At 54.0% G+C, this 18,210-nt stretch carries 19 protein-coding genes; 6 read left to right on the forward strand and 13 right to left on the reverse strand.

What is annotated here, in order from left to right; translation table 11 throughout:
- Positions 1–75: 75 nt before the first annotated feature.
- The 3 genes from AC6I8X_RS24815 to AC6I8X_RS24825 are packed head-to-tail and all read left to right on the forward strand — an operon-like array spanning position 76 to position 1,273.
- On the forward strand, positions 76–384 hold the full coding sequence (locus AC6I8X_RS24815; protein WP_313685743.1) for a carboxymuconolactone decarboxylase family protein: 309 nt from the start codon (positions 76–78) through the stop codon (positions 382–384).
- A complete protein-coding gene (locus tag AC6I8X_RS24820; protein WP_497841502.1) occupies positions 384–773 on the forward strand; it encodes a tautomerase family protein in 390 nt (129 codons plus the stop codon). Before AC6I8X_RS24815 ends, AC6I8X_RS24820 begins: the two co-directional genes overlap by 1 nt.
- Positions 770–1,273: a DUF4865 family protein gene (locus AC6I8X_RS24825; protein WP_497841503.1), complete on the forward strand. Its 504-nt coding sequence runs from the start codon at positions 770–772 to the stop codon at positions 1,271–1,273. Before AC6I8X_RS24820 ends, AC6I8X_RS24825 begins: the two co-directional genes overlap by 4 nt.
- A gap of 123 nt (positions 1,274–1,396) precedes the next feature.
- Here AC6I8X_RS24825 and AC6I8X_RS24830 read toward each other — a convergent pair whose 3' ends face one another.
- The 13 genes from AC6I8X_RS24830 to sgrR form a co-directional block, all read right to left on the reverse strand.
- Positions 1,397–1,882 (reverse strand): cold-shock protein, encoded by a 486-nt coding sequence (locus tag AC6I8X_RS24830; protein WP_313685737.1) that lies wholly within the window; start codon positions 1,880–1,882, stop codon positions 1,397–1,399.
- 344 nt (positions 1,883–2,226) lie between these two features.
- Positions 2,227–2,439: a transcription antiterminator/RNA stability regulator CspE gene (gene cspE, locus AC6I8X_RS24835; RefSeq protein WP_313685735.1), complete on the reverse strand. Its 213-nt coding sequence runs from the start codon at positions 2,437–2,439 to the stop codon at positions 2,227–2,229.
- A gap of 275 nt (positions 2,440–2,714) precedes the next feature.
- Positions 2,715–3,713, reverse strand: a complete 999-nt coding sequence (locus AC6I8X_RS24840; RefSeq protein WP_497841504.1) for an HlyD family secretion protein — start codon at positions 3,711–3,713, stop codon at positions 2,715–2,717.
- 200 nt (positions 3,714–3,913) lie between these two features.
- The gene (locus AC6I8X_RS24845) at positions 3,914–4,159 is read right to left on the reverse strand and encodes a YmjA family protein (RefSeq protein WP_299453370.1); all 246 of its coding nucleotides are present in this window, start codon (positions 4,157–4,159) and stop codon (positions 3,914–3,916) included.
- A gap of 93 nt (positions 4,160–4,252) precedes the next feature.
- Positions 4,253–5,014 (reverse strand): SDR family NAD(P)-dependent oxidoreductase, encoded by a 762-nt coding sequence (locus tag AC6I8X_RS24850; protein WP_497841505.1) that lies wholly within the window; start codon positions 5,012–5,014, stop codon positions 4,253–4,255.
- On the reverse strand, positions 5,011–5,976 hold the full coding sequence (locus tag AC6I8X_RS24855; protein WP_497841506.1) for a zinc-dependent alcohol dehydrogenase: 966 nt from the start codon (positions 5,974–5,976) through the stop codon (positions 5,011–5,013). The genes AC6I8X_RS24850 and AC6I8X_RS24855 overlap by 4 nt, the downstream gene beginning before the upstream one ends.
- 1 nt (position 5,977) lies before the next feature.
- The gene (locus AC6I8X_RS24860; RefSeq protein WP_497841507.1) at positions 5,978–7,270 is read right to left on the reverse strand and encodes a hypothetical protein; all 1,293 of its coding nucleotides are present in this window, start codon (positions 7,268–7,270) and stop codon (positions 5,978–5,980) included.
- Positions 7,263–8,591, reverse strand: coding sequence for a histidinol dehydrogenase (gene hisD, locus AC6I8X_RS24865; protein WP_313684354.1), 1,329 nt, complete (start codon positions 8,589–8,591; stop codon positions 7,263–7,265). Before hisD ends, AC6I8X_RS24860 begins: the two co-directional genes overlap by 8 nt.
- 14 nt (positions 8,592–8,605) lie before the next feature.
- A complete protein-coding gene (locus AC6I8X_RS24870) occupies positions 8,606–9,367 on the reverse strand; it encodes an ABC transporter ATP-binding protein (protein WP_084879523.1) in 762 nt (253 codons plus the stop codon).
- Positions 9,367–10,212, reverse strand: a complete 846-nt coding sequence (locus tag AC6I8X_RS24875) for an ABC transporter permease (protein WP_084879522.1) — start codon at positions 10,210–10,212, stop codon at positions 9,367–9,369. Before AC6I8X_RS24875 ends, AC6I8X_RS24870 begins: the two co-directional genes overlap by 1 nt.
- Before the next feature lie 61 nt (positions 10,213–10,273).
- Complete coding sequence (locus AC6I8X_RS24880; RefSeq protein ID WP_299453354.1) at positions 10,274–11,260, reverse strand: ABC transporter substrate-binding protein; 987 nt, start codon at positions 11,258–11,260, stop codon at positions 10,274–10,276.
- 239 nt (positions 11,261–11,499) lie between these two features.
- Positions 11,500–11,808 carry a hypothetical protein gene (locus tag AC6I8X_RS24885; protein ID WP_084879520.1) on the reverse strand — a complete coding sequence of 103 codons (309 nt, stop codon included), beginning with the start codon at positions 11,806–11,808 and terminating at the stop codon, positions 11,500–11,502.
- Positions 11,809–11,887: 79 nt separating this feature from the next.
- Positions 11,888–13,624 carry an HTH-type transcriptional regulator SgrR gene (gene sgrR, locus AC6I8X_RS24890; RefSeq protein WP_497841508.1) on the reverse strand — a complete coding sequence of 579 codons (1,737 nt, stop codon included), beginning with the start codon at positions 13,622–13,624 and terminating at the stop codon, positions 11,888–11,890.
- A gap of 98 nt (positions 13,625–13,722) precedes the next feature.
- Between sgrR and AC6I8X_RS24895 the strand changes: the two genes are divergently transcribed.
- The 3 genes from AC6I8X_RS24895 to AC6I8X_RS24905 all read left to right on the forward strand — a co-directional run bounded on the left by AC6I8X_RS24895 (position 13,723) and on the right by AC6I8X_RS24905 (position 18,207).
- Positions 13,723–14,544 carry a shikimate 5-dehydrogenase gene (locus AC6I8X_RS24895; RefSeq protein WP_313684362.1) on the forward strand — a complete coding sequence of 274 codons (822 nt, stop codon included), beginning with the start codon at positions 13,723–13,725 and terminating at the stop codon, positions 14,542–14,544.
- Between the two features lie 373 nt (positions 14,545–14,917).
- Positions 14,918–16,786 carry a beta-glucoside-specific PTS transporter subunit IIABC gene (locus AC6I8X_RS24900; RefSeq protein ID WP_497841509.1) on the forward strand — a complete coding sequence of 623 codons (1,869 nt, stop codon included), beginning with the start codon at positions 14,918–14,920 and terminating at the stop codon, positions 16,784–16,786.
- Positions 16,783–18,207, forward strand: coding sequence for a glycoside hydrolase family 1 protein (locus tag AC6I8X_RS24905; RefSeq protein ID WP_497841510.1), 1,425 nt, complete (start codon positions 16,783–16,785; stop codon positions 18,205–18,207). Before AC6I8X_RS24900 ends, AC6I8X_RS24905 begins: the two co-directional genes overlap by 4 nt.
- The last annotated feature ends 3 nt before the right edge of the window (positions 18,208–18,210 follow it).

The raw sequence follows: 18,210 nt of genomic DNA on the forward strand, positions 1-18,210 counted from the left end.
AGTCTTAATTAATTCAATTTTCAGGATCAGAATATCGCGCCAGAATGGCTTCACTGTCAATACGGAGTAACAACTATGACGAAGTCCCTTGATCGCGAAACCCTGGCCCGTGTTGCGCCGAAGTTGGCCGAACTGAGTCAGGATTTACTTTTCAATGATATCTGGCAACGTGAAACCCTTTCCCCGCGCGAACGTAGCTTAATTACGCTTGCAGCCCTGACGGCTCTTGGCCGTATCCAGCAGTTGCCATGGCATATCCGCTTCGCGCAACAAAATGGCCTGAACCGTGAAGAGCTTGTTGAAACTTTCACGCACCTGGCATTTTACGCGGGCTGGCCTGCGGCGGTTTCCGCCCTCGAATGCCTGGAAGAGGATAAACACTGATGCCTTTCACCCGTATCACTCTGCGTCCGGGTTTTAGCGATGAGCAAATTGTGCAAATTTCCGACATTCTGCAACAAAGCCTTGAGAAAGAATTTGCCGTCCCTCCCCACGATCGCTTTCAGGTTTTCGAAACGCCAGCTGCCGGTCTGCGTGTGTTTGACCATCACTATAAAAGCGCTGGCCGCAGCGACAATTTTATTCAGTTCCATATTACCGCAGGCAGGCCCCGCTCTTTCGAGCAGAAGAAGAATTTCTGTCGCACATTATGCAATCAACTCAACACGGCGCTGGATATTAGCCCGGATGACGTGATGGTGATTATTCAATTTAATACCGCCGATGAATGGAGTTTCAGTAATGGGCGATTACTCTCTGAGGAGGGATTATGATTGTGATGCAATATCGTTTTACCTTGCCCGCTAATTACGACATGACCATCATTGAGAAGCGCATTGAGGAGAATGGGGCAAAGTTAAACGGCTTTCCAGGTTTGTTGTTTAAAGCCTGGCTCGTTGCCAAATGCGGTGAAGGATATAGCAATGAAAACCGCTATGCCCCGCTCTATGTCTGGAAGAATGCCAACGCGATGACAATGTTTTTACAGAGTCCTGCTTTTAAAAAGCTGACGCAGGATTTTGGCTGGCCGCAGATTGAGACCTGGCTGGCGCTACATCTCCCCTGTATTGATGAGATAAGAAGCGCCAGCTGGCTATCAATAACCAAACAGAACATTCCCGCACACAGCGACCTTTCTTTATTGCCTCTCGACGGACATCTTAGCGCCTGGGATATCAGCCGCTGGCAGCTATTGCAGGCCGATTTTAGCGATGCACCGCACATGGCCAGGGAAAATTACCGCATTGGTTACATGGCAAGCGAGGCGTGGTGATGGTCGTCGGACGAAACAACCCAATGAGAGGCAAACGATGACGATAATAATGATATCGCGACATATTAAGGCCGAAACCACGCGGATTAATAACGCAGGATCCCGGCACAGGGGCGGGAAGAATTATTTCAGCTTGAGCATTTTTACCGTGGCTTCCACGTCGATCTCATCTTCCGAAAAAATTAACGTTGTGCCCTGGAAAGTAGTGATCGCCAGTTTTTTCTGTGAGCGCATTTCAGCGGATTCAGCAGCTGCTTTTGGTCTGATACTTTTCATCAGAATCCCCACAGACAACAACGCATTTTCCTTATCGATGCGGGTATCGGCAGGCACTTCTTCGCTGTAAACCAGGTAAGACTTGATCGACGTGAGCTTAATGCGTTCACCGGCAATAAAAATATATTTGCTTTCCGGTACGACTTTCACCGCATAGGCTGACAAGCCCTTGTTATTGGTGGTGGGTTCAAAAGTCACCGCTGCATTTTTCTTAATCAAATCAGGGTTGGCGACTTTAATCACATGAAAGTAACGGTTGTCACCGTTTTCATCTTTGATAAATCCAAAACCTTTATCCTGAAACCAGGTTGTGATCGTGCCTTTCATCGCCATTACCGCCTACTTAATTGTTTATCTACTCAGTTTTTGCAGCGCGCAGTGTAAAGCACAATGCCTGCACAAACCACGTCTTTGGGGTAAGTCTGGACGATAAATTTCTACTGTGCGAGTGAGAGGCCTGCAGCTTCAGACCCTGGGCTGACTCAACCGCACTATCCCTGGCCAGAGGGTCAGAACGCTTAAGCGCCCCGCATCCAGACAGGAAAACCGGGCAACTATCTGAAATTTATGTAATAAAAAACCCGCACCAGGCGGGTTTATTTCACTATCAGTAGAGCTTAGCTGCTCAGACTATTGCCTTCATCGCTGTTGTAAGCATCACTGATAATTAGCGCGGCTTACAGCGCGGTGACGTTTCCGGCCGCAGGGCCTTTAGCGCCACTTTCGATGGTGAAGGAAACTTTCTGACCTTCATCAAGTGTTTTGTAGCTGTCACTCTGGATAGCAGAGAAATGTACAAATACATCTTTGCTGCCATCATCAGGAGTGATAAAGCCAAAACCTTTATCTGCGTTAAACCATTTTACTAAACCAGTCATTTTATTAGACATAGATACTTCCTTAATTTTATGAGCCACGAAAAGCGGCAGTAATGGCCTGCAATGAGAGAGTTACTTATTTGGCACTTAGGAGGAGGCTCATGAAGAAGGGTATCTTTGGATAACACTTGAACTGAGGACTGCTTTACTAAAACTGCTTTCATAAGGTCTGTATTCCAAACCGAGGTCGTCATTAAGACATAGCGAAATGAATATAGCAATGTTTATTTTAACCACTTAAACACCCAGATGGCTGTATGTTCGTCAGTTTCAGGCCGAATGCAACATCACACTTTATGGGCTGATACTTTGTGATGAGGACTGTTTGAGGTATTGCCTGACTGGTCGTTTATTTTCTGATACTGAAGCACAACGTCGCTATTTCTCTGCGTTATCTGGCCGGTGACATTATCCGGCTCGATTGTCAGCAATGGTTGCCCGGTCGTTATCGCATCACCCGCTTTAGCAAAAACGGATTTTACCGTACCGGCAGAGAGTGTATAAACCACCCGCTGTGGCATGTTTTCATTTTGCTCGAGGCTCTCATCCACCTGCGCCAGCTGCCGCCGCAGTACATTAATTTTAACGGAAGTCGTCAGCGGTAACTGGAGCTGTTGATCATTCAATACGTTTAACTGCTGCCGGGTGCCATACTGCTGTTGCAGTAAAGATCGGTACTGACTCTCATAGCCCCATACAATCGACTGTTCCTGGGCAAACTGCAGTGTAGAAACGTATCCCTTTGCCAGCAAAGGTCGCCACTTGTTCACCAGGTTCTGCGCCATGCTGATTTGCGATGACTCAATTTTGCTTTGTTCTGAAAGTTGTTCCAGTTGCCCGTTAAGCATTTCTTGCTGGAAGCGGTTGTCGCTGGCCTGCTGAAGGGCAAGCTGTTGGGTATGTTGAATGTCCTGTAACAGGCTACTCTGCTCCAGTTTTAATTGCTCGCTGACCAGTCGGGTCCCTTCCAGTGCCTGTCTGTTTTCGTTTGAGAACAGCACGAGGGGTGTTTTTAATGTGACATGCTCACCCAGGGTGACCGGGATCTGCTCGACTGTGCCGTCTGCTGAAGCGCTGACGGTAATTTGCTGGAGCTGAGGCAGCGGTTTTGCCGTTGCTTTAAATAAATCAGGCTGATGGCTGTCGATAAAATAAATGAAGCTGACGGTGCCTATAACCACAGAGAACAGATTTCGTCGAAAAAAAACAACGGCGGGCGACACGGTTGCAGAACACTCATCACCGGAAGATTCGAGAGCATGTTTGCGAAAAAATGGTTTTTCCATTTTTTACCTTAGCTGAGTGCGTATATTTATTTTGAGACAACACGACTTAAAATCACATTTCCGGCCACAGAGTTAAAACAGAAGTTCATTTCCAGTTGTTATCTTTTGCAAGGCAATTTCTATCTGTTGCGCCTGTCCAGGCGCAACGTCCGCTTAGGACCGTTAGCCAGAAGCGGACATGACTGTTTCAACAGGGAGAATTATTCATTGCCCCATTGATTGAGAAACTCAGCGATGTCATCAATACGCAGCGGATCGATACCCGCTTCGCTGGCCATCTCTCGTTGGGCATCTTCACTGATTTCTTCATTATTGGTTAAACGGGTGATCAGCAGCTGAAAATAGCGCGCCAGCGCATCATGTTCGGACTCGCTTACCGGCTTGGCTGTTTCCGTCGCATACTCTTCTACGATGTCATAAAATTTCAGCGGTACTTCGTGGTTCATAAGTCATCCCCAGGGATTAAGGTCTGTGTCCGTTGCTACCTGCAACGTCTGACCTGAATAATAACATCCTTATGCCCTTTGCACGCTCTCCCGTTAAATCGCCGCAAGATACCCGCCATCAACGTACAGAATCTGCCCGGTAATGTAGCGAGCGGCATCGGAACTGAGGAACACCACGCTACCGGCAAGGTCATCCAGTTCCCCGAAGCGTCCGAGGGGGATTTTTTGCTGCATGGCGTTACGCCATTGTTCATCCTGATAAAACACCTGCGTCATATCGGTTTCGAAATAGCCGGGTCCGATGCCGTTCACGCGGATGTTATGCCCTGCCCACTCGGTACTGAGGGTGCGGGTCAATCCCACCAGTCCGGATTTGGAGCTGCCATAAGCAGCCGCGCCCGGCACGCCCACACAGCTGGTTAACGAGCAAAGATTAATAATCACCCCACCGGTACCAGATGCAGCCATCCCTTTTGCCACCGCCTGAGCGCAGAAAAATGCCCCTTTCAGGTTGGTGCCGACAATGGTATCCCACAGCGCTTCATTGGCTTCAAGCGATGGGCAAACCTGCTCGGTACCGGCGTTGTTGACCAGGATATCGATGTTGCCGATAGCGGCGATCGCCTGCGCAATCTGTGGCGTTTGGGTGACATCCAGCAACAATCCGGTGACATTGTCACTTTCCTCGCGCAATAAACTCACCGCCTGAGTCAGGGTGCTCTGCTGGCGTCCGCTAATGATCACGCTGGCCCCGGCTTGCAGCAGCGCTCTGGCAAGCGCAAAACCGATACCGCGCGTTGCTCCGGTCACCAGCGCGCGTTTTCCCGCAAGAGAAAAGGTGGATAACACATTCATAGCTTGATCACCGTTTTGAGATAGTCAGATTTTCCCGCGAGCAGCGAGAGATAGGTATCAGGGACCTCATCAAGTGAAATCGGCGGGGCGACCAGCTTGCGCAGATCCTCAGCCAGTGCCGCCATAACCTGTAATGCTTCGTGCTGTTCATCGCGAAAGACGCTACAGCCGGTCAGTGAGATTTCGCGTTCAACCAGCGCGTTGAGATCCACGCCATCGGTATGATGAAAGATACCCACCAGCGCAATGCGTCCCCCGGAGCGGATGCCACCAATCAGCGCATTAAGCGCCGCAGGATGGCCAGAGGCTTCGACCGCCAGTGCGTATGCGCCCGGCGGGTCGAGCGTCACCACGGAGGAGATCAACTGATAGCGCTGCGGATTTGGCTCCCGCAGCTGTACCTGACATCTTCTCAACCGACTGAGCAGCAGTGCCGTCAGTCCCCCGATGGTGCCGCCCCCGGCGACGCATACGCTGTCTCCTTCGGCCGGATTCAGTTGGTTAACCACCCGCAGGGCGACACCCAAAGGTTCGCACAGCACGGCGATATCGTCTGGCACATCATCCGGCACCGCCAGCAGGCTTTGTAATGGCAGGATTGCTTCCTCAGCGAAACCACCATCGAACACTTCACCGACAAAACCTAACGACTCACAAAGGTTATTTTCCCCTGCCAGGCAGAATGCACACTCGCCACACCAGACGCGGGAGTCCGCTACTACGCGCATCCCCACCCTGAAGGGGTCTGCCTCACCGTTGATTTCGCTGATCACGCCAAACAGTTCATGACCCGGTGTCACCGGTAAGCTGGCAAACCATTTACCGGTTTTGAAGTTATGCAAATCAGAGCCGCAAATCCCGGCGGAATGCACCTCAACCCTGGCCCAGCCGGAGGGTAAATCAGGCAGTGTCGCCTGCTCTACCGTCACCGCTTCGATACCGTGCAGACGCACTGCTTTCATCTCAGTTCTCCGTCAGAAGGCCATCCAGCCATTGGCTGAAGTCGTCATCGCCACCGCAGCCCAGCATCATGGCAATGGAGAAACCGACGGCTGAGCTGGTGGGATTATGATGACTCGCGGAACCAGCGCGCAGGTTCATCACCAGCGTCGGGCAGCAGAACAATGCCAGACGCATAATCTGTTGCCAGTTGGCAGGCAGCCAGCCTTGTTTCTTCAGCTCAGCCAGCAAAGGTTGCCAGTAGAGTTCCCCTTTGCTTTGCAGGAAGGCGGCACGAAGCGGTGACAGCTCCCAGTTATGATTCACCTCCAGCGTATCGCCATCACGCCGCACGCTGACCTGGTAACGCTGTGCCGCATCAGCCGGTTCATACAGCCAGCAGGGATGGGCAAAAATGTTGTGGAACGTCGCTTTGATCTCCGCCAGCAATGCCGGAATGCTGCTCCCGGCGAAAGCCGGATCGAAACTAACCAGCTTCGGCTGCGGATGATGGGTTTCGTACCAGACATTGGCGTTATGCGCATCACCGTGTGCCACCACCACGCCGTGCCGGGCCAGCGCCGCAGGGGCCAGCACGCGGCCCGCCGCTAAGAACAGATCGCGCAGGCTTTGTTGATACGCCACCCCATTGACCCGCCAGTGCAACCGACTCAGAGTCGGCCAGTCCAGCTGCATCTCCCCGAGGGTGAAGGTTTGATCGACATAAAAGCTGGCGACGCGCCCCCCCAGACCGACGTCGGTGCCGGGCGAGACCAGCCGATTCCAGAACAGCTGATGGATGGATTCGGCCTCTACTTCTGCGCTGGTGCCCATGCGCAGCGTCGGCAGCGTATGGGTGATAATCGCCTGATCGGCACGACGCTGCGCCGCAACAATCGGCTCGATCTGCTGCCACGCTGCGGCGGTCTCAATCTCGCGACAGACATCCGCCAGCCGCTGATCATCACGCAGCGGATACAACAGGATTTGTCGTCCGGGTTCACCGCAGGCGTAAGCGGGCACATCGACCTCAAAGCCGTGATCACGTAACAGCTCGGCGCGGTAGTATTCCTGGATGGTCTGTTCTTCCCCTTCCTCATGGTGATATTTGAAAAACAACGTGCGGCCATCCACCAGCGAGACACGGCCGTTTAGCGAGTTCAGGCTGTACTGGTCCCGGTTGATCTCAAGCGCGGCGGTGTTCACCCCGGTCACCTCGGCGATCAACTGACTGAGTTTATCCCGCGCCTGCTCCCACTGGCCTTGCTGCGTCAGGCGGCGGGCTTCCGCCGCTAACGGTGGGCGGGCTTCATCCATTTTTGCTCCCCTTCAGCAACGCCTGACGGATGTCGGAAACGGCCAGCGCATGTCCAGGGAAGCCTTCGTACTCGGCAAAGCGTTTGGCTTTCGGTGCCAGTTCCTGATAACCCCGGCTGGTAACATAGGCGATGGAAACACGCTTCATATAATCAAACACCGAAAGCGGGCCGTTGGTTTTAGCCGCGCTGTTGGTCGGCAGCACGGCATTCGGGCCCAGAACAAAGTTGCCCAACACAATCGGCGAATGCTCACCCAGTAGGATTTCACCGGCGTTACGGATCTTCATCATCACATCCATCGGTTCATGCGCCAGCACCTCAAGGTGCTCCGGGGCATACTGGTTCACAAACTCGATAGCTGTGGCAAAATCTTTGGTCAGCACCACGCCACCGTGGGTACCGCACAGCACCTTCTGCGAGAACCCGGCCCGTTGCGCGCCAATTTTGTCCCAGTAACCCGGTAACGCGGCCATGGCTTCTTCCGCCACACGACGGCTGGAGGTCACCAGATAGGCCGAGGAATCCGGGCCATGTTCCGACTCAATCAGCAGGTCCAGCGCCGCCAGCGCTCCATTCACCGAGTCATCCGCCAGAATCAGGCTTTCGCTCGGCCCTGCCGGGATGCCCGGATCGATCAAGCCCGATAACTGACGTTTCGCCGCTACCACCCATGGGCTGCCAGGGCCGACGATTTTCAGGCATTTCGGCACCGATGCCGTACCGTAAGCCACCGCCGCCACCCCCTGCGCGCCGCCACATTTGTAGACATCTTTGATGCCTACCAGGCGTGCGGCAATCAAGGTTGCGTCATCGACTTTGCCGTCTGGTCCTGGTGGGGTGATCACTATCGGCAGCGGGACACCCGCCACCACCGCCGGCACCGTGGTCATGATCAGCACGCTGGGGAATGACCCTTTACCGCGCGGGACGTAGCAGGCCACCGCATCAATCGGCACATGGCGATCGCCAGCAAATGCCCCCGGACGCATCTCCTTCCACCACATTTCTTCCGGCTTTTGCGCTTCATGGAAGGCACGCACGTTTTCCACAGAGAAACGAATCGATTCAATCACATCCGCATCGACCCGGGCGAAAGCCTCTTCAAATTCCTGCTCCTCTGCTTTGATGGAAAAGGTCTCTGGCTGCACCCCGTCAAACTCGCGGGCAAAGCGAATCAGCGCCTGGTCGCCTTCGGTTCTCACCGCCTCAATGATCGGTTTTACTTTCTCGATGAAAAACGACAGGTCAGACTCGGTGCGCTTAAAAAGATGATCGGGTAAGACATCAGCATCGGTCAGGTCATGAAATGTAACAGGCATATTGATTCCTTTTTTCAATGAGCTAATGCGTGTTGTTGAATGCGATTCAGCACTTCATGCTGGAGTTCAAGAAATTCCGGGGTGCGGTTAACCCCTTCGAGGCGCGGACGTGGCAGCCCCACCGGGAAGGTGGAGTCGATATAGCCCTGGCCCATCACCACGATGCGATCGGAGAGCCACACCGCCTCTTCAATGTCGTGGGTGACAAACATCACCGTCAGGCGGTGCTTTTCCCAGATTTCGATCAGCAACTGCTGCATCTGATGACGCGTCATAGCGTCCAGCGCGCCAAAGGGTTCATCCATCAGCAGGATTTTGGGACGGTAAGACAAGGCACGGGCAATGGCGACGCGCTGTTTCATCCCACCGGAAAGTTCACCAGGCCAGCGGTCGGCCGCGTTGCCCAGTTTCACCAGTTCGAGATGCTGCTGCGCGATGTCGCGGCATTCTTTGGCCGGGGTGCCTGCGGCTTTTAACGCAAATTCGATGTTGCCGCGCGCGGTCAGCCACGGCAGCAGCGTGTAGGACTGAAACACCACGCCGCGATCGAGTCCCGGTCCTTCAATGGGTGCGCCATCCACCAGCACATCACCGCTGTCGAACTCTTCCAGACCGGCGGCGATAGAGAGCAAAGTACTTTTGCCGCAGCCCGAAGCGCCGACAATCGAGACAAATTCGTTGTCGTTGAGCGTCAGGTCGATGCCGTGCAGCACCCGGCGGCGGGTTTTGCCCATCGGAAAACTTTTTTCCAGTTTATTCAGCGTCAGCGTCGCCATCAGGAACCTCTCCGGTTGTAACGGAACAACACACGCTCTGCCGCGCGCATGATTTGATCGGTGATAAGCCCGAGGAAACCGAGCAGCAGGATGTAACCGATGATGGTGTCAGTCTGGAAGTAACGCTGGGAAACCACAATGCGATAACCCAGACCGGAGGTAGACGCCACCAGTTCGGCCAGCACCAGCCAGGTCCACGCCCAGCCGAGACTGATACGCAACGCATCCCAGATCGACGGTAACGCGGAAGGGATCACAATGCGCAGCAGGATACGGCGATCGGACAGGCCAAGGGTTCTGCCCAGCCCGACAAAATCCGTCGGCACACGTTTGATGGCATCGATCATCATCAGTACCTGCTGGAAAAAGGTACCGATCCAGATGACGAGGAACTTCTGAATATCGTCGGTACCGGTCCACAAAATGGTCAGCGGCACAAACGCCACCACCGGCATATAGCGGATAAAATCAACCAGCGGTTCGACAATCGCCTTGAACAACCCATAACAACCGGCCAGCACCCCAATCACTATCGCCATCACCGAGGAAATAGCGAAGGCGATAACCATGCGATACAGGCTGCTGGCGATGTCGCTTTGTAACGTGCCGTTCTGCGCCAGAGTGACCATCTGATGCCAGACGCGCTCGATCCCCGGCAGGAATATCGGTTTTATCGTGCCAGTCGAGGTCGCCAGCCACCATGCCAGCAACAGCACTGCAAACACGGCGACAGAGATAATGAGAAATTGAGCTCGGGTTGGCTCTTTGCCGATGGTTAATAAATTCGAGCGCCGCCGTTTCTTTTTGGCCTGACGATTGACGCGCTGAACGTCGATAGAACTCATAATTCCTCCGTGTGGCAGGTCTTCTCCGCTGGCAGCACCAGCGGAGAAGTTTTAACCGCGCTTATTGCGCGTCGGCAAAGCTGGCATCGATGGTCTGCGCAGGCGTCACCGGCTGCGTAACGATACCTGCCGCAGTGGCGGCCTGAAGAATGTGCGGGAAGGTTTTGCTGGTGAAGTCATGTGACAACAGCGCTTTGTTGTCGCTCAGGGTGAAATACTTCACACCATCAAACGCGGTGCCGAGGTCTTCCGGTGTCGCGCCGACCGCTTTGGAGATAATGGCGCGCCCTTCGCTCTGATTAGCGTTGTAATAATCCAGCGCCTGGCCCCAGGTTTTAATCAGCGCTTTGATGGCATCCGGATGGTCTTTGATAAAGTCATCGCGTACCACCAGGACATCGCTGATCAGACCAGGATCGGAAGAACCGCTGTAAATCATTTTCAGGCTGGGATCGCCTTTTTTTGCCACCGTGAGGTAGGGTTCATAGGTGACGGCCACCGGTACCCGTCCGGCGATAATGGCGCTCCCGGCTGATGCAGCTGGCATCGGCACCGGTTTGATATCGCTGAAAGACAAGCCCGCTGAGGCCACGGCACTGCGCAACAGAATGTCGCTGGTAGTGCCCTCTTCGTAGGCCACCTGCTTACCTTTGAGGTCTTTAATGCTGGTTATGCCGGAGCTTGCCAGAATCGCATCGGCGGTGTTGCTCTGGTCGAGCAGCAGCACAATCTTCACCGGCAGACCTGCCGAGATCATCCCCATCGCGGTATGAGTCGCGATGTTGGCGACGTCAATCTGCCCACTCGCCAGCGCGGCATTGATGTCTTTATCCTCGGCGAAATTGATGACCTCGACTTTCTTTAACCCTTCTTTCTCAAACAGGTTTTTGGCAGAGGCGATATGCCACTGACCATAACCCAGCCAGGGTTCGATCCCCATTTTCACCTGTTCCGTTTCCGCGGCGTAAACAGAGTGAACCGTAACTGACAGCATCCCTGCGCAAAAAACGGTGCTAAACGATCTTTTCAATGCATAGCGAGAAAGCATAACTATTTCCTTCAGTTGTCGTTATGGTTAGAAACCGGAGGTCATCCGGGCATGTATATACAAGAGAAATGCAAGAGCGATGCCAGGCGTTCAGTACCTGATATTCATTTAGTGCCCGAAGTGCTGCCCCAGCCTGGGGCGTGGTGCTGGTGCGTTGCACCAAAATATCGATAAGGAAAATATAGCTGCGCAATGTATTGCGCGATAAATCGCGCAGCTACAAATTTGTCGAAGCCGGTTTATCTGCGGCCTTTGGTTACCGAAGCTGACCAGTTGAAATCACTGACTTCGCTCGCGGCCAGCGATTCAGGTTTTTTCTTGCGCACCGGTTTTTTCTTCGCTTTCTCCGCCAGCGCTTTCTCTTTGGCCTGCTTCACCGACATGATCTGCTGCCTGGCCTCGGCGGTGAATTCTTTCTCTTTCTTCGCGTCTGGCTCTCTTCCGGTGCGCTGGCGATACTTCTGCATCAATGCGTTGAATGCTTCATCAACCGCAAGCCGTTCATCTGCGTTGAATTGATCAATGGATATCATTTTTTTGTCATTCATAACTTCTCGTCCAATGGTGGAGGCACAGCTTCGAGTGTATCGCATTCCCGATGAACGGCCTGCGACAAGATCAGCATTCTCATGGTGGGTTTTCCGGTTCAATCCAGGTGGAGGTAAAGTCGAACCATCCCAGATTATTAAAATGAACGCCTCTGGCTTGTTCTGGCCCTTGCAGGCGCATCCAGTGATGGAATAACGGCTGTAACCAGCCGCGCTGGATGATGGTTTGCGCCAGTTGCTGCGAAGACAGCGCGCCACTGCGCCATTGTTGTTGCCAGTTTTCGAACAACGCCTGGTCACCACCGGCAACCGAGCGGGTTAATAACGGCATCCCGGTGAGCCAGGCGCCGACATTCCACGCTTCTGGCGCAGTGAAATTCACCGTTCCCAGCCACAAATCGAACTCCCCTTCACCTGCCGCCCAGGCTTCATAGCTTAATTCCGTCACCTCTAAGCTGACGCCGCTGGCCGCCAGACGATGTTTAAATTCGGCAATCACCATCGGGAATTCCCAGTGCTGATGGTGGTAAGCCAGTCGCAAGCGCCGTGGCAGGGTCGAATCCTCCCACGGACTGACGCTTTCCCCGGCTTCAATATGATGCAACCAGCCCGGCAGGATGCTGGCCGCAGCCATCCATAGCGGACGAATTTCCGCCACGAAATTCTGAATAATTGCCTGCGGGTCGATTTGCTCGCGTATCCAGCGCCGGTGGACCATGTTTTTCCATAATGGTGAGCGACTGTCGCACAGCAAAAAATACCCGCCGGTTTCCAGTTCAATTTCATCGGCAGAAGGGCGACTAACATGGCTGAGCGGGCTGGATACATAGGCCAGATCGCTCATGCTGGAACTCAGTAACGCCAGCGGCCCCTGGGAAGCATTTGATGCCGGGTTCTCCAGGCAGGTAATAATTTCTATTTCGTCCAGCAAACTGCGGAAACCAAAATAACCATCGAACGCCCGCAGTGTTAAATGCCACTCATTATTATCGGCAACCTTAAAGGGGCCGGTTCCAACGGGAAGTGCAGCAAAATTCTGCCGCTGCTGATGGTCCGCCGGTAATATCAGGGCCGCGACATCGGTCAGCAATTGCGGCAGCAATTCATCCGGCTGGTTCAGGGTAATGATCACGCTGAGATTCCCCTCAGCCTCAACCTTGCTGAAATGCGAAAACAACGGCAATCGGGCGCTGCGTAGCAGAGAAACCACTACATCTCTGCTGGTTAACGGCGTGCCATCATGGAACTGCACCCCGGGACGCAGGAAGAAGCGCCAGTGCAACGCATCCAGCCTGCGCCAGTGATGGGCTAAATCCTTCGCCACCTGGCCGCTGCTTTCATCAATGCGCGTCAGCCCGCTAAACACCTGTTTGATGATATGCACTTCAGAGCGTCGCAGCGCGGTTCCGGGATAAAGATTCGGCATCGAACGATAATAGGGAATACGCAAGGTTTGTTGCTCATCGTCAATACGATGGCCGAGTCGGCCACGCAGCAACGTCGCGAGGTGATGCTTCTCGTTACCTAATAACTTCAGCACGCCGCGCATATCATTGAGATCTAACAAGCGTTGTGCATTCGCCAGCATCAGTTGCTGCTGTGAATAATGCAGCACCAGTTTTGCCAGATGCCCGCGACCAGGGGTGGCCTCCCACGTCAGCCAGCCCTGGGATTGCATCTGTATGATCAGCGTGCGCATATGCCGTTTACTGCAATAGAGCGCATCCGCCAGGGTTTGCAGGGTGGTCAGTGCCTCACGCTGCGGAAACAGTTCCAGTAGCTTCTGATAATGCCGTTCCAGCCGTTGTGTGCTCATAAAAGATGAACTCTGTGCAGCAAAACACATCAGTTTTTCATTTCACCTTTTTAAAGCAATATTTCCCCGCAGGCAATCACACTGAAGGGAAAAATGTCATGACCAGAATGATCAATAAAGACACGAAAATTTGTATGTCTCTTGCCGCGCGGCCAACTAATTTCGGTACCCGCTTCCATAATTATTTGTACGATGCGCTGGATCTGGATTATCTCTACAAAGCATTTACCACCCATGATCTTGCAGCGGCGATTGCCGGAGTGAAAGCGCTGGGGATCCGTGGTTGTGCAATTTCGATGCCCTTTAAGCAGGCATGTATTCCACTTATTGACGAACTGGATGAATCCGCCCGGGTAATCAATGCGGTGAACACCATCGTGAATACCGAGGGTTATTTGAAGGGATATAATACCGATTATATTGCCATCACCACCCTGCTGAAGAAATATCAGGTTTCAGGCGACCTGACATTTGCGCTCAAAGGCAGTGGCGGGATGGCAAAAGCGGTTGCCTGTGCATTAAAAAATCTCGGATTTAAGCAGGGATATATTATTGCCAGAGATGAAGGAAGTGGCAAAGAACTGGCTGAGGCTTACCAGTATGAATATCGTCCCTCCATGGCAGGCCTGGCCCCGGCATTGCTGATCAATGCCACGCCGGTAGGCATGTCCGGCGGTCCTGATGCTGATACCCTGTCCTTTTCCACCGATGAAGTGGGAACGGCTGAGATCGTGTTTGATGTGGTGGCGTTACCTGAACAAACCCCGCTGATTCGCTATGCGCAGGAGAAACAGAAAACGGTGATTAGTGGTGCTGAAGTTTTCGCCATTCAGGCAGTGGAGCAATTCAATCTCTATACCGGGGTGCGTCCCTCAGACGCGCTTTTTAAAAAAGCGGCGGCGTATGCCCGCCAGATTTAACATTGCGTTTTAATCCCAACGATTTTCCTATTACCGGCGACGATTGCCCGCGTTGATTTTCGGCGGCAATCGCCTCTGCAGCCTGTTGTCCAGCCTTATTCATCATATTTTCCTATGTTATTGTGCGCTTTCAGCCGTTAGCCCGGGTGGTAAACGGTGGGAAATGATTGCGTTGCTTCACAGTTTTTATTATTAGTTATTGCCAATGTTGCGGGGCGTAAAGATACTCCTCCACGCAACAACCACATACGTTTTATTGCGGCGTGCTACTGCTTCGGCAGGCAAGACCAAAATGAAAATGTCAGCTCCGGATATTTTTCCGGCGTGCATTTTTGTTTTGGTCTTTTTTTTTGCCTTAACGAAAGGGAAAACTATGAGTCATAACGAGTTAGCGGAAGAGATTTTACGGTTGGTGAAAGGGGGCGGAAATATCCGTACTCTGACTCATTGTGCTACCCGGCTGCGTATGGAATTTAACGACCGAGACGCGGTGGATAGCGCGCAGATCGAGAAGTTGCCGGGGGTAATCAGCGTCGTCGAACGCGGCGGTCAGTTCCAGATTGTGGTCGGCAACGATGTGCAGCGGGTGTTCCGCGTACTGGAAAAAGCCACCAGCGGCAACAAAGCGAAGGCGGTGCCGCAGGCCGACAAAGAGCGCAGCGGTATCGTTTCGCAGATTATTAGCGTTATCTCCACCACCTTCACCCCGGTGATCCCGGCGATTACCGGGGCCGGGATGATCAAGGCGCTGCTCGCCATCTGCAAACTGACCGGCGTGATGAACGAGAGCAGCCCGACCTGGCAGTTGCTTAACATCATCTCAGATGCGGCCTTTTTCTTCCTGCCGGTGCTGCTGGCGTATGGCGCGGCGCTGAAATTTGAATGTAACGCGATTCTGGCGATGACCATTGCCGGAGCGATGCTGCACCCGGAGATCGGCAAAATGATCGCCAGCGGCAAACCGGTGGACTTCCTTGGTCTGCCCTTCCAGCTGGCGGATTATGCCGGGTCGGTGCTGCCGATTATCCTTACCGTCTGGCTGATGTCGTGGATTGAGCGTTTTGCCGAACGCTTCTCCCCGTCGATTATCAAATTCTTTGTTAAGCCGATGATTATCCTGCTGGTGACCGCGCCGCTGGCGCTGGTGGTGGTCGGTCCGCTCGGTATCTGGCTGAACGATGTGGTGGCTTCCGGCGCAGTGATTATCGATCGCCACGCCAGCTGGTTGATCCCGATGCTGATGGGTGGGCTGCAACCGTTCCTGGTGATCACCGGCACCGCCTGGGCGATGACGCCGATTGCCACCGGGCAATTGAGCAAAAATGGTTTTGAGATGATTAACGGTCCGGGCATGCTGGCGTCAAACATCGCCCAGGGTGCGGCGACCCTTTGCGTCGCACTGAAAACCCGCAACAAAAACCTGCGTCAGCTCGCTTCCTCTGCTGGTTTCACTGCGTTATTGGGTATTACCGAGCCCTCGCTGTATGGCGTGACGCTGAAATTAAAACGTCCGCTGATCGCCGCGATGATCGGCGGCGGTTGTGCCGGTATCTACGCCGGGTTAAGTGGCCTGGTACGTTATGCCTTTGTCTCCCCAGGCCTGGCCGCCCTGCCCGCGTTTATCGGTGCCAACCCGATGAACATCGTGCATGCGCTGGTTACCTGTGCCATCGCTATTGTGGTCACCTTCGCCCTGACCTGGATACTGGGCTTTGAAGATATTCCCGAAACGGATAATCAAACGCCAAAAGTGGTACCCGCGCCGGTTAACCTGAAGCCCGGGACTATCGTCAGCCCGCTGCGTGGCGAGATGGTGGCGTTAAGCGAAGTAAATGATGATGTGTTCTCCAATGGCCTGCTCGGCCAGGGCGTGGCGATCCGCCCACAGGAAGGCGTCCTGCGCGCCCCAGTCAGCGGCACAGTGATGACCTTTCTTCCTTCCTGCCATGCCGTTGGCCTGATGAGTCACGATGGTATGGAAGTGCTGGTCCATATTGGTCTGGATACCGTTGCGCTGGGTGGTCAGCATTTCAGTTCATCTTTGCAGGTGGGGGATGAGGTGCAGGCGGGTGATGAGCTGGTTCGCTTCGATATGCAGGCGATTGCCGCCGCCGGTTATGACCTGATCACGCCAGTGGTGGTGATCAACAGCGATGAATTTGCCATCACTATTGCGGCGGATGCACCGGTCGATTTTGGTCAGCCGATTATGGAACTCAATCTCCGGGAGCAGGCCGCATGATTTACCAACAATCCTCCCCTTTCCCGGCGGGTTTTCTCTGGGGAGCCTCGACTTCGGCTTATCAGGTCGAAGGGGCCTGGGACAGCGACGGTAAAGGCCCTTCAGTGGTCGATATGCTGAGCCATCCGGTTGGCAAAGCCGATTTCACCGTAGCCAGCGATCATTATCAGCAGATGGAAGCCGACGTGGCGTGGTTCGCGCAACTCGGCCTGAAAGCCTACCGCTTCTCGGTGGCCTGGTCGCGGGTCATCCCCGACGGCGATGGCGCGGTCAATCCAGCCGGGCTGGATTTTTACCGGCGGCTGATCGCCACCCTGCGCGATCATGGCATTGAACCTATCGTCACCCTGTACCATTTCGACCTGCCGTGGGCGCTGGAGCAGCAAGGTGGCTGGCTGAATCGCCACACCATTGAGGCTTTTGTGCGTTATGCCGATTTGCTGTTCCGGGAATTAGGCGACCAAGTGCGTTACTGGCTGACCATCAACGAACAGAACACCATGATCCTGCATCCGGGCGCGATTGGCACGCCGCCTGGGCGCGCGCTGCCGGATAAAAAATCGCTCTATCAGCAGAGCCACCATATGCTGGTGGCGCAGGCCCAGGTGATGCAGCGTTGCCACACACTGCTGCCTGGCGCGAAAATTGGCCCGGCGATCAACACCACCTCGATGTATGCCGCCACCTGCCGCCCCGAAGATGCTATTGCCGCGCATAACTGGGAAACCCTGCGCTGCTGGAGCTTCCTCGATGTCGCGGTGCATGGTCGCTACAACGCCCTTGCCCTGCGTTATTTGCAGGATCGCGGCCTGGCACCGCAGATGCTGCCGCAAGATGGTGAGTTGCTGGCCGCAGCGCGTCCTGATTTTGTCGCCATCAACTACTATTCCACCGCCACCATTGCCGCCAGTCGCGGGGATGCCTCGGACGTGGCACCGCGCGCGGGTGATCAGCAGATCATGCTGGGAGAGCCAGGCGTCTACCGGCCCGAGGAGAATCCGTATACCGCGAAAACGCCTTATGGCTGGGTCATTGACCCCGTCGGCTTGCGTTTAACCCTGCGCAAAGTCTGCGAACGCTATAACCTGCCGGTGATGATCACGGAGAATGGCATTGGTGCGCCCGACACCCTGGCAGCGGATGGTACGGTGGATGATGGTTATCGTATCGATTTCCTGCGCCAGCATATTGAGCAGATCCAGCTGGCGCTCGCCGATGGCGTAGAGGTGATCGGTTACTTCCCGTGGTCGGCAATTGATGTGGTCAGCACCCATCAGGGCTATGCGAAACGCTACGGTTTCATTTATGTTAATCGCGACGAGCAGTCGCTGCATGATCTGCGGCGTATCCCTAAACGCAGTTTTGGCTGGTATCAACAGGTTATCGCCAGTAACGGACAACAATTACAGGACACCCGTTAGCAG

The organism is Pantoea sp. X-Soil-TKNS-1280 (assembly GCF_059730475.1).

Excerpts from the sequence above, each read along its gene's own strand:
- AC6I8X_RS24815 (WP_313685743.1), top strand. The coding sequence starts at position 76 with ATGACGAAGTCCCTTGATCGCGAAACCCTGGCCCGTGTTGCGCCGAAG.
- AC6I8X_RS24820 (WP_497841502.1), top strand. The coding sequence starts at position 384 with ATGCCTTTCACCCGTATCACTCTGCGTCCGGGTTTTAGCGATGAGCAA.
- AC6I8X_RS24825 (WP_497841503.1), top strand. The coding sequence starts at position 770 with ATGATTGTGATGCAATATCGTTTTACCTTGCCCGCTAATTACGACATG.
- AC6I8X_RS24830 (WP_313685737.1), bottom strand. The coding sequence starts at position 1,882 with ATGGCGATGAAAGGCACGATCACAACCTGGTTTCAGGATAAAGGTTTT.
- cspE (WP_313685735.1), bottom strand. The coding sequence starts at position 2,439 with ATGTCTAATAAAATGACTGGTTTAGTAAAATGGTTTAACGCAGATAAA.
- AC6I8X_RS24840 (WP_497841504.1), bottom strand. The coding sequence starts at position 3,713 with ATGGAAAAACCATTTTTTCGCAAACATGCTCTCGAATCTTCCGGTGAT.
- AC6I8X_RS24845 (WP_299453370.1), bottom strand. The coding sequence starts at position 4,159 with ATGAACCACGAAGTACCGCTGAAATTTTATGACATCGTAGAAGAGTAT.
- AC6I8X_RS24850 (WP_497841505.1), bottom strand. The coding sequence starts at position 5,014 with ATGAATGTGTTATCCACCTTTTCTCTTGCGGGAAAACGCGCGCTGGTG.
- AC6I8X_RS24855 (WP_497841506.1), bottom strand. The coding sequence starts at position 5,976 with ATGAAAGCAGTGCGTCTGCACGGTATCGAAGCGGTGACGGTAGAGCAG.
- AC6I8X_RS24860 (WP_497841507.1), bottom strand. The coding sequence starts at position 7,270 with ATGGATGAAGCCCGCCCACCGTTAGCGGCGGAAGCCCGCCGCCTGACG.
- hisD (WP_313684354.1), bottom strand. The coding sequence starts at position 8,591 with ATGCCTGTTACATTTCATGACCTGACCGATGCTGATGTCTTACCCGAT.
- AC6I8X_RS24870 (WP_084879523.1), bottom strand. The coding sequence starts at position 9,367 with ATGGCGACGCTGACGCTGAATAAACTGGAAAAAAGTTTTCCGATGGGC.
- AC6I8X_RS24875 (WP_084879522.1), bottom strand. The coding sequence starts at position 10,212 with ATGAGTTCTATCGACGTTCAGCGCGTCAATCGTCAGGCCAAAAAGAAA.
- AC6I8X_RS24880 (WP_299453354.1), bottom strand. The coding sequence starts at position 11,260 with ATGCTTTCTCGCTATGCATTGAAAAGATCGTTTAGCACCGTTTTTTGC.
- AC6I8X_RS24885 (WP_084879520.1), bottom strand. The coding sequence starts at position 11,808 with ATGAATGACAAAAAAATGATATCCATTGATCAATTCAACGCAGATGAA.
- sgrR (WP_497841508.1), bottom strand. The coding sequence starts at position 13,624 with ATGAGCACACAACGGCTGGAACGGCATTATCAGAAGCTACTGGAACTG.
- AC6I8X_RS24895 (WP_313684362.1), top strand. The coding sequence starts at position 13,723 with ATGACCAGAATGATCAATAAAGACACGAAAATTTGTATGTCTCTTGCC.
- AC6I8X_RS24900 (WP_497841509.1), top strand. The coding sequence starts at position 14,918 with ATGAGTCATAACGAGTTAGCGGAAGAGATTTTACGGTTGGTGAAAGGG.
- AC6I8X_RS24905 (WP_497841510.1), top strand. The coding sequence starts at position 16,783 with ATGATTTACCAACAATCCTCCCCTTTCCCGGCGGGTTTTCTCTGGGGA.